Source organism: Glycomyces tarimensis (assembly GCF_054776215.1).
In genome coordinates this window covers 89,951-102,214 of the sequence record NZ_BAAHCB010000004.1, presented here as the reverse complement: position 1 = coordinate 102,214, position 12,264 = coordinate 89,951, and the positions used below count along the sequence as shown (strand labels likewise).

Here is a 12,264-nt window from a genome sequence, read left to right as displayed (position 1 = left end):
GACCGGGTCGCCCTCGCGGAAGATGCGGCCCTCGGTGAACGCGACGTGCAGGTGCGCCGCGTCTTCGCCCTCCACGACGCGGCCGACCTGGTCTTCCTCATAGGCCGTCGGCCCTGTGGTGGGCCGGACCTGCGCGAGGCAGACGTACCGGCCAGGGTGGTCCTTGACCCCGGCCCACAGCAGGAAGTCGGCGAACGAGAGGTCGGCGAGCAGCTGCCACTCGGCGACGAGGCGCTGGAGGTGCGCGGCGGAGTTCGACGAGAGATCGGTGTGGGAGCTGACGACATCGCGGAGTGTTGACACCCGACAATCCTAACGGCGCGATCACCGGGCGTTTCCGTCCGGTTTCGGACACTCCACCGGGCCTACGGCAGGGTCATGTCGGGTTTGTCCAGCTCCTCGACGTTGACGTCCTTGAAGGTCAGCACCCGCACGTGCTTGACGAAGCGTGCGGGGCGGTACATGTCCCACACCCACGCGTCGGTCATCTCGACCTCGAAGTAGGTCTCGGCGTCCGCGCCTCGGACGTGGACCTCGACCGCGTTGGCCAGGTAGAACCGCCGCTCGGTCTCGACGACGTAGGTGAACTGCCGGACGATGTCGCGGTACTCGCGGTACAGCTGCAGTTCCATGTCGGTCTCGTACTTCTCGAGGTCCTCGGCGCTCAACGCTCCTCCTTCTCAACGGCCATTCCCACGATAGTGCGCACGAGCTCCCGTCCGCCCGCGGCTGGCTCCGACGAGCCTTTGCGGGTGTGCGGCGCCACGTTCGCGTACGACATCCGGTGGTGCTCACACGGACCCCATTCGCGCAGCGCTGCCTCGTGCGCCGCCGTCCCGTACCCCTTGTGCTCGGCGAAGCCGTAGTGAGGGTAGCGCCCGTCCAGCTCGGCCATGAGGCGGTCGCGCGTCACCTTCGCGATCACGCCGGCGGCCGCCACGCACGCGGCGGTGCGGTCGCCCTTGACGACGCCGAGGCTCGCGGTCGGCATCCCGGCCACGGGGAAGCCGTCGGTGAGGACGTATCCGGGCCGGACGGCGAGCTTGGCGACCGCGGCCCGCATGCCTTCGAGGTTGCACACGCCAAGGCCGCGCTCGTCGATCTCGGCGGGACCGTAGTCGACGACGGCGATCTCGGCGCGGCTGCGGCGCAGCCGCTCGAACACGCGCTCGCGCGCGGCCTCGGTCAGGAGCTTGGAATCGCCCAGTTCGCCCACGCGCGCGCTCGGCGGCAGGCTCACCGCGGCCACCACGAGCGGGCCCGCGCAGGCGCCGCGGCCGGCCTCGTCGACGCCGGCGACCGGCCCGAGGCCGCGCCGCTCCAAGGCCGCCTCCAGCGCGTACAGATCGCCGTCGCGGCGCATTCGGGATGAGGTGGGACGCAGCACGGTAACGAGAGCATTGCCATCAGGACGGATCCGGCACGTCCTCGAACGTGTCGGGGACGGTGAACCAGTTCGCGTGGTCGAAGGGCCAGAACAGCACGAAGGCCTTGCCTATGACGGCGTCGACGGCGATCGTGGACGCCTCCACGTCCCCGCCGGTGCGTATGAAGCGTTCGCGCGAGTCGCCGGAGGCCTGTCGGTGGTCGCCCATCACCCACAGCCGGCCCTCGGGGACGACCACGTCGAAGGCGTCCTGGCTCGGCACGTCCTGCTCACCGGTCATCGGATTGGTGTACAGGTAGTCGTCCTCGTCGAGCGGCTCGCCGTTGACGGTGATCCGCCCGGAGTCGTCGCAGCACACCACGTGGTCGCCGCCGACGGCGATGACCCGCTTGATGAACTCGTCCTCTTCCATGTTCGAACGCCACGACTCCGGCGCGGTGAACACGATGATCTCGCCGCGCTCGGGCTCGGAGAAGTTGTAGACGAGCTTGTTGACCAGGACCCGGTCGTTGAGCTCCAGCGTCGTCTCCATCGATCCCGAAGGGATGTAATAGGTCTGGATGACGAACGTCCGCACGACGATGGCCACCAGGATGGCGACGCCGAGCAGGATGGGGAGTTCCTTCCAGAACGACCCCTTCTTCTTCTCGGGTTGCTGTTCGGATGCACCCTCGGCGCCACCGCCGTCCGCGCCAGGCGCTTGCCCCTCTTCGATCACGGTGCGAGTCTACGCGGTCGCACTGCGGGCTTCCGGATGCCCACTCTCGGCGAAGCCGCCGAGCCGTCGCTCGGAACCGCCGTTGCGGGCAACGAGGCCGGGAGGCCTCCGTGAACCCCCAGGCCAATCGGGTGTCCGGCCGCCGCATCCGCCGCTGCGGCCTCGGAGCCCTCCTGGGGCCCCTCGGTGGGGCCGGTGGTGCCGTCGAGCGCGTCGAAGGAGGACGGGATCTCCAGGTTCCGGGCGCGGTCGGTTGGCCAGACCAGGGCGATCGCCCGACCGATGATGTTCTCGACCGGTACCGGTCCCTGGCATCGGGAGTCCTGCGAGTTGCCGCGGTGGTCGCCCATGACCCACACGTACCCTTCGGGGATCCTCTCCTCCTCGAAGAGCCTGGAGTGGCAGTTGCCGGGCTCGACGTCGAGCGGGGCGTCGTCGTAGACGTACTCCCCTTCGTGCAGGGAGATCCCGTTGACCTGGACGTTGCCGTCCGCGTCGCAGCACGAGACGGTGTCGCCGCCCACGGCGATGACCCGCTTGATGAAGTCCTTCTCGTTCGGCTCGGCCAGGCCGACCAGGTCGAGCACGGCGGTGCTGAAGTCGGAGACGACCGAGTCGTTGTTCTTGGGCCGGTACTCGGGGTCCCACTGGTCGGTGCCGCGGAAGACCACGACCTCGCCGCGCTGCGGCGAGCGCAGAGTCGTGGTGAGCTTGAGCACGAGGACCTTGTCGCCCTCCTGGAGCGTCTGCTCCATCGAGCCGGAGGGGATGTAGAACGGCTGGATGGCGAAGGTGCGCAGCAGCACCGCGGCGGAGAACGCCACGAGCAGGAGCAGCGGCAGCTCCACCCACAGCGACAGGTAGTGGCGCTTGTGCGGCTGCGACAGGCGGCTCTCGGGCTCGCCGCCCTTGCCGGTCTTGCGCTTCTTGGAGGCGCGGCTCTGTCGCGGATCGACCTGTTTGTGGGTCCCGCTCACCCGGTCGTAGGCCCCGGTGACCTGCGGCTGCGATCCAGTGCGCCCGTCCCCGACACGAGGCAGGCGCCCGGACGCGGACGGGCCGGTGCGCGGCATGCCGCCGGACGGTGTCCCGGGAGGCTTCGGACTCCCGTCGGGAGGTGTCGCGCCCCGCTTCGGGATGCCGCCCGAGGGAGTGGCGCCGCGCTTCGGAATGCCGCCGGCGGGCGTCGAAGGGCGACTGGGGATGCCGCCGGGCGGCGTCGAGGGCCGTCGCGAAGGGACGCTCTGCGGGGGCGGAGGCCCGTCCGCATCGTCGCCCGGCCCGGGGAGTCGGTTCCAACTGATGCGGCGAGGCCCCTTGGCCCCGCGGTCATCGGGGGAACCAGGACTCATGCAGCCGAGCCTAACCGAAAACGCGAGGGAAGAGGAGACCCCGGACCGAGACGGTCCGGGGTCGGAAACTCTTGGTGCGAGCTAGACCTCGCGCTTCTCCTTGATCTTGGCCGCCTTGCCCTTGCGGTCGCGCAGGTAGTACAGCTTCGCGCGGCGGACCTTGCCTCGCATCGCGATCTCGATCTTGTCGACCATCGGGCCGTGGACCGGGAAGGTGCGCTCGACGCCGATGCCGAAGCTGAGCTTGCGGACCGTGAAGGTCTCGCCGAGGCCCGAACCGTGGCGGCGGATCACGACGCCCTGGAACACCTGGACACGCGACCGGGCACCCTCCTGCACGCGGACGTGCACCTTGACGGTGTCACCGGGACGGAAGTCGGGCACATCGGCCCGCATGGAAGCAGCGTTCAGCTCATCCAGAATGTTCATGGTTTCAACCTCATTGATTCTTCAATGCTCAGAAGGATGCACCGGGAGAGGTACTGCTTGAACGAACAGAACATCACGGCAACTTCACTACTCTGCCACATCTTCGTCGGGCAGCGTCACGCCGGCCCCTTGAAGTAGGCGCCGGTCACGTTCGTCGAGGCTACCCGCGTCGATCCGCTCCAGCAAGTCGGGGCGCGCCCGCGCGGTCCGAAGGAACGCCTGGTCGCGACGCCACCGCTCGACCTTACCGTGGTCCCCCGAAAGGAGGACCGGCGGAATGTCGTGGCCGCGCCACGACGCCGGCCTCGTGTACGCCGGGGCCTCGAGCAGCCCGTCGTTGTGGGACTCGTCGGCGAGTGAGTCGGCGTTGCCGAGCACGCCCGGCAGGAGCCGGGTCACCGCCTCGACGATCGCCAGGACGGCGACCTCGCCGCCGAACAGGACGTAGTCCCCGATCGAGACCTCCGTGACCGGCATGTGCTCGCCCGCGTAGTCGACCACGCGCTGGTCGATGCCCTCGTAGCGTCCGCAGGCGAACATCAGCCACGGCTCGGCCGCCAGCTCGTGCGCCATCGTCTGCGTGAACGGCCGCCCCGCCGGGCTCGTCACCAGCAGGTGCGGGCGCTTCCCCTCCGGGCCGCTCCTGTCGAACACCAGCTCGTCGAGGCACTCGCCCCACGGTTGCGGCTTCATGACCATGCCCGCGCCGCCGCCGGCCGGCGGGCCGTCCACCGAGTGGTGCACGTCGTGGGTCCAGCGGCGCAGGTCGTGCACGTCCAGTTCCAGCAGGCCCCGCTGACGGGCCCGGCCGATGAGCGAGAGCTCCAGCGGTTGGAGGTACTCGGGGAAGACGGTGACGATGTCGATCCGCATCACAGCTCCAGCAGACCGGACGGCGGGTCCACGGTGATCGTCTCGGCGTCGAGGTCGACCTCGTCGATCATCTCGTCGACGAACGGGATCAGCAGCGGGTGCGTTCCGCGCCGCTTGACCACGAGCGCCTCGTATGCCGGGCCGTGGTCGACCGCCGTGACCGTCCCGACGTGCTCGCCGTCGACGGTGACGACCGCCAGGCCGATGAGGTCGGTGTCGTGGAACTCGTCGGAGTCGAGCTCTTCCTGGGGGTCGACGTCGAGACTCAGCAGGGTGCCGCGCAGCGCGTCGGCCGCGTCACGCCCGCGCACCCCTTCGAGGGTGAGCATCGGGCGGCCCTGGTGCCAGCGCACCGTCTCGGCGCGCAGCGGCCCCTTCGGCGTGTCGTACTCGATCCCGGGCTGGAACCGGTCCTCCGGATCGTCGGTGCGGACCTCGACGACCACTTCGCCGCGCACCCCGTGCGGACGCACGATCCGCCCGACCACGACCTGTACCAATGGAACTCCTTGCCCGACAGCAGAACGGCCCCGGGGCGAACCCCGGGGCCGTGCGGCTGAACCTAGTAGGAATCGACGACCTCAACGCGAATGCCGCGGCCACCGATCGAGCCGATGACCTGCCGCAAGGCATTGACGGTCCGACCACCCCGGCCGATCACCGTCCCGAGGTCGTCGGGATTGACCCGGACCTCGAGGCGTTTACCGCGACGGGAGTCGACCAGACGGACCCGGACATCGTCGGGGTGGTCGACGATGCCCTTCACAAGGTGTTCAAGCGCTGGCCGCAACACGGTTACTCCCCTTTGTCTTCAGAAGCTTTGGCCTCGGTGCCCTCGGCCTCGGCCGGAGCCTCGGCGGCGGGCTCGGCCTTGGCCTCTTCGGTCTTGGCCGGCTCGGCCTTGGCCTCTTCGGTCTTGGCTTCTTCGGCCTTGGCCGGTTCGGCCTTCTTCTCGGAGGACTTCCGCGACTTCGAAGCCGTCTTCTTGGCGGTCTTCTTGGCCTCGGCCTCCTCGGCGACCTTGGTCGGGTCGATGCCGGCGTCCTTCAGGGCGCCCGAGTACAGCTCGCCCTTGTCCGCCTTCTCTTCGGCGGTCTTCAGCGGAGCAGGGGCCGGCAGGCCCTTGAACTGCTGCCAGTCGCCGGTCTTGCAGAGCAGGCGCTTGACCGGCTCGGAGGGCTGAGCGCCCACCTTGAGCCAGTGCTGGACGCGGTCGGACTTGACCTCGATCCGAGACGGGTTCTCCTTCGGGTGGTAGATCCCGACATTCTCGATAACCTTGCCGTCGCGCTTGACGCGCGAGTCGGCCACGACGATGCGGTACTGGGGAGAACGAATCTTCCCCATCCGCGTGAGGCGAATCTTTACTGCCACGTTCCTGTAACTCCTGTTTTAAGGATCACGTAAGCGCAGCCGCGTTCCAAGTGGAGATGCTGGAACGCAGCGTCGCTAGGACCTGGCTTTGCGTCACGGTTGTTGAGAGGGCACCCGTCCCAAAGCTCATTACAGCGTCGAAGTCTAGCGCATCGGACACCTAGTACGAGCGCGCGAGGTAGGCAATGAGACCGTCCTCATCCAGGGAGTCCGGCACCGAACCGTCGGCGCGCTGCAGCACCCGGACCGTCACGCCCGATTGAGCGGCCTTCGTCTCGCCCTCGACGCCGCAGAGGTCCCACGCCAGGCGCGCGTAACCGTTCTGCGCGGCCTCGACGGCCTCCTCGACACTGGCGACGTCGAAGGTGGCCGACTCGCGGCGCCCGAGCGCCTCGTCCCACAGCGCCATCTGGTCGGCGTCGAGCGCTGTGGCGACGGCCTCGGCGAGCATCCCGAGCGGCACGGTGTCCTTGGTGCCCTCGACGCGGCTGACGAGGGTCGCCTCGCCGTTCTTCAGGTCGCGTGGGCCGATCTCGATGCGGACGGGATAGCCCTTGAGCTCGGCGTCGACCGCGCGCCGCCCGAAGGCGACGTCACCGCGCAGGTCGAGCTTGACGCGCACGCCGTCGCCCTTGAGCTCCTCGTAGACCTTGCGCGCCGCGGCGTGGACCTCGTCGGAGTCCTTGACGACCATCACATGGGCTTGCACGGGAGCCAGGCGCGGCGGGACGCGCAGCCCCGCGTCGTCGCCGTGGCCCATGATGAGGCCGCCGACCATGCGTGTCGAAGTGCCCCACGAGGTGGTCCAGCCGTGGTGCTGCTGCCCGTCGGCGCCGAGGTACTGGATGTCGAACGCCTTCGCGAACTTCTGTCCCATCTCATGCGAGGTGCCCATCTGGAGTGCCTTGCCGTCGCGCATGAGGGCCTCGCACGAGAACGTGTTCAGCGCCCCCGCGAAGCGCTCGGCCTCGGTCTTGATGCCGCGAAGGACCGGCAGGGCCAGCACGTTCTCCATGAAGTCGGCGTAGACGTCGTGGAGGACGCGGAGGGTGAACTCGTGCGCCTCCTCGTAGGTGGCGTGGACCGTGTGGCCCTCCTGCCACAGGAACTCCGAGGAGCGCAGGAACAGGCGGGTGCGCAGCTCATAGCGCATGACGTTGCACCACTGGTTGAGCAGCAAGGGCAGGTCGCGGTAGGACTTCGTCCACTTGGACATGTACTCGCCGATGATGGTCTCGGAGGTCGGGCGGACGGCGAGCTTCTCCTCGAGCTCCTTGCCGCCGCCGTGGGTGACCATCCACAGCTCGGGAGCGAAGCCCTCGACGTGGTCGGCCTCCCTGCGGAAGTAGGACTCGGGGATGAGCAGGGGGAACGAGGCGTTCTCGGTCCCGGTCTCCTTGATGCGGTCGTCCATCTCCTCGACCATGCGTTCCCACAGCGCGAATCCGGACGGTCGGATCACCTGGGTGCCCTTCGCCGGGCCGTTCTCGGCCAGCTGGGCTTTGGCGACGACGTCCTGATACCAGCGAGGGAAGTCCTCGCTCTGCGGTGTGAGTACTTTGGCCATGTTCAGGAATTCTACGGGCACGCCTCCGAGGACCTCCACGCGGTTTTGCGCCCCCGCAATTCGGCCGAGGCCCGGAGTCGTTCGCCCGGAGGAGGGGCGGCGGTGCCGAACCGGCCCCACGGAGGAGCTCCCCATCAGCCCCGATCGCATAAGCTGTCGACGTGACAACACCCATGCTCGCCGGTAACCGCGGCCTGACGCCGGCCGAGGTCGCCGAGCGCGTCGAGGCCGGTGCCGTCAACCAGGCGAAGCGGCACACGAGCCGACCGCTGTCGGCGATCCTGCGCGCGAACTTCTTCACGCCCATCAACGCGCTCATCGGCGTGCTCGCGGTCATCGCGATCGCCGTCAGCGATCTGTCGCAGGCGCTGTTCGCCGGCGTGATCATCATGAACATCCTCATCGGCACGGTCCAAGAGCTGCGCGCCAAGCGCACCCTCGACAAGCTGTCGCTGGTGAACCAGTCGAACGCCAGGGTCATTCGCGGCGGGGAGACCGTCGAGATCGACCCCGCCGAGATCGTGCGCGACGATCTGATCACCGTCGCGCCCGGCGACCGCATCGTCGTCGACGGCCCCGTGGTCGAGTCGCGCAACCTGGAGATCGACGAGTCGCTGCTGACGGGCGAGGCCGACCCCGTCGCGAAACTGCCGGGCGACCCGGTCCAGTCGGGATCGTTCGTCGTGGCCGGGACCGGCGTGTTCCGGGCCGACAAGATCGGCGCGGAGTCGTACGCGGCCAGGCTCGTCGAGGAGGCGAGCGAGTTCAAGCGGACGAACTCCGAGCTCCAGTCCGCGATCAATCGCTTCATCAAGCTCATCTCCTGGCTCATCATCCCGGTCGCGATCCTGCTCATCGTGAGCCAGGTAGCCGACCAGGAGAACTGGAGCGACACCATCCTCTCCACCGTGGCCGGGATCGTCCCGATGATCCCCGAGGGCCTGGTGCTGATCACCTCGGTGGCGTTCGCCGTCGGCATCATCCGACTCGGCCGGCGCCAGTGCCTCGTGCAGGAGCTGCCCGCGATCGAGGGCCTGGCGCGCGCCGACGTGCTGTGCCTGGACAAGACCGGGACGCTCACCGAGGGCGGCATGGACGTCGAGGAAATCCGGCCGCTCAGCGACGGGGTGCCCGAGGCGCTCGCGGCCCTGGCCGCCGCGGACGACAGCCCGAACCCGACGATGCAGGCCGTCTCCGCCTACCTCGACCGGAACGGCGACCGCGACCCCGGTTGGCGGGTCATCGAGTCGATGCCGTTCTCCTCGGCGCGGAAGTGGAGCGGTGTGCGGTTCACCGACAACGGCACCTGGCTGCTCGGCGCGCCCGACATGCTGCTGGACGCCGACGATCCGACGGCCTTGGAGGCGGACATGCTCGCCGCGCAGGGTCTGCGGGTGCTCGCGCTGGTGACGGCCGAGTCGGCGTCGACGACCGGCGGTGTGCTCGGCGTCGAACCGAAGGCGCTGGTGGTGCTCCGGCAGCGGCTGCGCTCGACCGCGGCCGAGACTTTGGAGTACTTCAAGGAGCAGGGCGTCGCCATCAAGATCATCTCCGGTGACTCCCCCGCCGCGGTCGGCGCGGTGGCCGCGCAGCTCGGCGTCGAGGGCGCCGGGAACACCGTGGACGCGCGCCGGCTCCCCGACTCCCCCGAGGAGCTCGCCGACGTGCTGGAGCACAACACGATCTTCGGGCGCGTCAAGCCGCACCAGAAGCGCGACTTCGTCAAGGCGCTCCAGTCGCGGGGCCACACCGTGGCGATGACCGGCGACGGCGTCAACGACGTGCTCGCGCTCAAGGACTCCGACCTGGGCATCGCGATGGGCTCCGGCTCGCCGGCGGCCCGGTCGGTGGCGCAGGTGGTGCTCCTCGACGACGAGTTCGCGACCTTGCCGCACGTGGTGGCCGAGGGCCGGCGGGTGCTGGGCAACATCGAGCGCGTCTCGAACCTGTTCTTGACCAAGACGGTGTACGCGATCTCGCTCGCGCTCCTGGTGGGCATCGGCGCGATGATCTCGTGGGCGCAGGGCGGCGAGCAGCTTCCCTACCCGTTCGTGCCGATCCACCAGTCGCTGATCAACGTGTTCACGATCGGCCTCCCGGCGTTCTTCCTGGCGCTGGCGCCGACGTTCGACCGCGCCAAGCCGGGCTTCGTCCCGAGAGTGCTGAAGTTCGCGGTGCCGGCGGGGCTGGCGTGCGCGATCCCGACGTTCATCGTCTACCTCATGTCGCTGCGGCACGGCGGCGAGCACATCGACGCGCAGACGACCGCGGGCATCACGCTGTTCTCTATCGCCTTGGCGGCCTTGGCGATCGTGGCCAAACCGTATACGTGGTGGAAGTTCGCCCTGGTGGCGGCGTGCGGCGGCGCGTTCGCGCTCGTGCTGGCGGTGCCGCCGTTCGCCGACTTCTACGACCTGCGTCTGCCGGGCGTGTGGAACACGACCGCGGCGGCGATCGCGGTCGCCTCGGGCATCGCGGCCCTGGTCCTGTGGCTGGTGATCCGCCCCAAACACCACGCCTCCTGAAGACGGAAGAGTTTTCCGACCTTGCACTCACGCTAGTGATTCGGATCACTGCTACATCTGATGTAGCGGCTCGCAGCGGCGGTTGTGTCGGAGGTGTAGCGCCTACTGGGTGAGAGCAAGAAACCCACCCAGGAGGCCATCATGGCGCAGCGCGAGATCGCGATCCGAGCCGAAGGGCTCGTCAAGCACTTCAAGGACATCAAGGCCGTCGACGGCGTGGATCTGTCGGTCCCGGCGGGCACCGTCTACGGCGTGCTCGGCCCCAACGGCGCCGGCAAGACCACCACCGTCCGGATGCTGGCCACCCTGCTGCGTCCCGACGCCGGTCAGGCGACCGTCTTCGGCCACGACATCACCACCGACCCCGCCGCGGTCCGCACCCAGGTGAGTCTCACCGGCCAGTACGCCTCGCTCGACGAGGACCTGACCGGCGTCGAGAACCTGGTCCTGCTGTCGCGCCTCTACGGCTTCACCAAGCCCGCCGCGCGCTCCCGGGCCGAAGACCTGCTGGACGCCTTCGGGCTCGGCTTCGCGGCCGGCAAGCAGGTCAAGAGCTTCTCCGGCGGCATGCGCCGACGCCTCGACATCGCCGCTTCGATCATCATCACGCCGAAACTGCTGTTCCTGGACGAGCCCACCACGGGCCTCGACCCGCGCAGCCGCAACCAGGTGTGGGACGTCGTCCGCACGATCGTCGGCGAGGGCACCACGGTCCTGCTCACCACGCAGTACTTGGAGGAGGCCGACCAGTTGGCGGGCCGCATCGCGGTCATCGACACCGGCAAGGTCATCGCCGAGGGCACCCCCGGCGAACTCAAGTCCTCTGTGGGCGCCGGCTCGATCAAGATGCGCCTGCACCACGCCGACCAGCGCGAGCACGCCCAGAAGGTCCTGGCCGAGGCGCTCGGCGCCGAAGTCGAACTCGACGACGACCCGGTGGCGCTGACGGCGCTGCTCAAGTCGGGCGAGGACTCCGCCGTCCAGGGCTCGCACGCCCTCGGCGAGCTGGCCCGCGTCGGCATCCTGGTCGACGACTTCTCGCTCGGCCAGCCGAGCCTCGACGAAGTGTTCCTGGCACTCACCGACCGCGTCGACGCCTAGCTCGAAGACTTTACGGAAAGGAAACCGATCATGGCTTACACCGAGACCAAGGCCAAACCCGATCAGGACGCACCGGCACCGGTCGAGAAGGAACGACTCCGCAAGCTGCTGAACCAGGGCGAACGCCCGGCGGCGCCGAGCGTGTGGGCGTCGGTGCGGGCCTTCGGCTGGCGCTCGATGCTGAAGATCAAGCATGTGCCCGAGCAGTTGGCCGACATCCTGGTCTTCCCGATCATGATGCTGCTGATGTTCACCTACCTGTTCGGCGGCGCGATCGCCGGCGGCACCGGCGACTACCTCCAGTTCCTGTTGCCGGGCATCATGGTCATGAGCATCGTGATGACGACGATGTACACCGGCATGTCGGTCAACATCGACATCCACAAGGGCGTGTCGGACCGGTTCAGGACGCTCCCGATCTGGCGGGCCGCGCCGATGGTCGGCTACCTCCTGGCCGACGTGTTCCGGTACGCCGCCGCGGGTGCGATCATGTTCGGCACCGGCATGGTCATGGGCTACCGGCCCGAGGGCGGCATCGACGGCGTGCTGCTGGGCGTGGCGCTGCTGCTGGTGTTCTGCTTCTCCTTCTCGTGGCTGTGGACCTGGCTGGGCCTGATCACCCGCTCCGAGAAGACGGTCATGTCGATCTCGATGTCGATCCTCTTCCCGCTGACCTTCCTGTCGAACGTCATGGTCGATCCGGCGACGATGCCCGGCTGGCTCCAGCCGATCGTGAAGAACACGCCGATCAGCCAGCTCGTGGACGGCGTCCGCGGCCTGTTCGACGGGAACGTCTCGACCGGCGCGGTGGCCACCACACTGGCCTGGTCGGCCGCCTTCGTCCTCGTGTTCGGCTTCCTGACCGTCAGGGCCTACAACCGCCGCTGAACCACCACTGAACTACCACCACTGAGGAACACCCGGCGAGGGGGGGGGGG

At 68.6% G+C, this 12,264-nt stretch carries 14 protein-coding genes; 3 read left to right on the top strand and 11 right to left on the bottom strand.

Annotation, left to right across the window (positions count from 1 at the left end; all coding sequences use genetic code 11):
- The 11 genes from ACYVK3_RS04345 to proS form a co-directional block, all read right to left on the bottom strand.
- Positions 1-303: histidine kinase N-terminal domain-containing protein (locus ACYVK3_RS04345; RefSeq protein WP_460496032.1), on the bottom strand; the 303-nt coding region annotated here is incomplete at its 3' end.
- Between the two features lie 62 nt (positions 304-365).
- Positions 366-668, bottom strand: coding sequence for a DUF2469 domain-containing protein (locus ACYVK3_RS04340; RefSeq protein ID WP_460496031.1), 303 nt, complete (start codon positions 666-668; stop codon positions 366-368).
- Positions 665-1,387 (bottom strand): ribonuclease HII, encoded by a 723-nt coding sequence (locus tag ACYVK3_RS04335; protein ID WP_460496030.1) that lies wholly within the window; start codon positions 1,385-1,387, stop codon positions 665-667. Before ACYVK3_RS04335 ends, ACYVK3_RS04340 begins: the two co-directional genes overlap by 4 nt.
- A gap of 19 nt (positions 1,388-1,406) precedes the next feature.
- Positions 1,407-2,105: a S26 family signal peptidase gene (lepB, locus tag ACYVK3_RS04330; RefSeq protein WP_460496029.1), complete on the bottom strand. Its 699-nt coding sequence runs from the start codon at positions 2,103-2,105 to the stop codon at positions 1,407-1,409.
- The gene (gene lepB / locus ACYVK3_RS04325) at positions 2,102-3,178 is read right to left on the bottom strand and encodes a S26 family signal peptidase (RefSeq protein ID WP_460496028.1); all 1,077 of its coding nucleotides are present in this window, start codon (positions 3,176-3,178) and stop codon (positions 2,102-2,104) included. Before lepB (ACYVK3_RS04325) ends, lepB (ACYVK3_RS04330) begins: the two co-directional genes overlap by 4 nt.
- A 360-nt stretch (positions 3,179-3,538) precedes the next feature.
- Positions 3,539-3,886: a 50S ribosomal protein L19 gene (rplS, locus tag ACYVK3_RS04320; RefSeq protein WP_460496027.1), complete on the bottom strand. Its 348-nt coding sequence runs from the start codon at positions 3,884-3,886 to the stop codon at positions 3,539-3,541.
- An 87-nt stretch (positions 3,887-3,973) separates the two neighbouring features.
- Positions 3,974-4,759, bottom strand: coding sequence for a tRNA (guanine(37)-N(1))-methyltransferase (gene trmD / locus ACYVK3_RS04315; RefSeq protein ID WP_460496026.1), 786 nt, complete (start codon positions 4,757-4,759; stop codon positions 3,974-3,976).
- Positions 4,759-5,259 (bottom strand): ribosome maturation factor RimM, encoded by a 501-nt coding sequence (rimM, locus tag ACYVK3_RS04310; RefSeq protein WP_460496025.1) that lies wholly within the window; start codon positions 5,257-5,259, stop codon positions 4,759-4,761. The genes trmD and rimM overlap by 1 nt, the downstream gene beginning before the upstream one ends.
- A gap of 62 nt (positions 5,260-5,321) precedes the next feature.
- Entirely contained in the window at positions 5,322-5,552 is a 231-nt protein-coding gene (locus ACYVK3_RS04305; RefSeq protein WP_026922808.1) for an RNA-binding protein, read from the bottom strand.
- A 2-nt stretch (positions 5,553-5,554) separates the two neighbouring features.
- Positions 5,555-6,133, bottom strand: a complete 579-nt coding sequence (gene rpsP, locus ACYVK3_RS04300) for a 30S ribosomal protein S16 (RefSeq protein WP_460496024.1) — start codon at positions 6,131-6,133, stop codon at positions 5,555-5,557.
- Between the two features lie 160 nt (positions 6,134-6,293).
- Positions 6,294-7,700: a proline--tRNA ligase gene (gene proS / locus ACYVK3_RS04295; RefSeq protein ID WP_460496022.1), complete on the bottom strand. Its 1,407-nt coding sequence runs from the start codon at positions 7,698-7,700 to the stop codon at positions 6,294-6,296.
- A gap of 161 nt (positions 7,701-7,861) precedes the next feature.
- Here proS and ACYVK3_RS04290 point away from each other — a divergent pair, with 161 nt between their 5' ends.
- The 3 genes from ACYVK3_RS04290 to ACYVK3_RS04280 all read left to right on the top strand — a co-directional run bounded on the left by ACYVK3_RS04290 (position 7,862) and on the right by ACYVK3_RS04280 (position 12,214).
- On the top strand, positions 7,862-10,225 hold the full coding sequence (locus tag ACYVK3_RS04290) for an HAD-IC family P-type ATPase (protein ID WP_460496021.1): 2,364 nt from the start codon (positions 7,862-7,864) through the stop codon (positions 10,223-10,225).
- Between the two features lie 141 nt (positions 10,226-10,366).
- Complete coding sequence (locus tag ACYVK3_RS04285; protein ID WP_460496020.1) at positions 10,367-11,326, top strand: DrrA family ABC transporter ATP-binding protein; 960 nt, start codon at positions 10,367-10,369, stop codon at positions 11,324-11,326.
- Between the two features lie 30 nt (positions 11,327-11,356).
- A complete protein-coding gene (locus ACYVK3_RS04280) occupies positions 11,357-12,214 on the top strand; it encodes an ABC transporter permease (RefSeq protein ID WP_460496019.1) in 858 nt (285 codons plus the stop codon).
- The last annotated feature ends 50 nt before the right edge of the window (positions 12,215-12,264 follow it).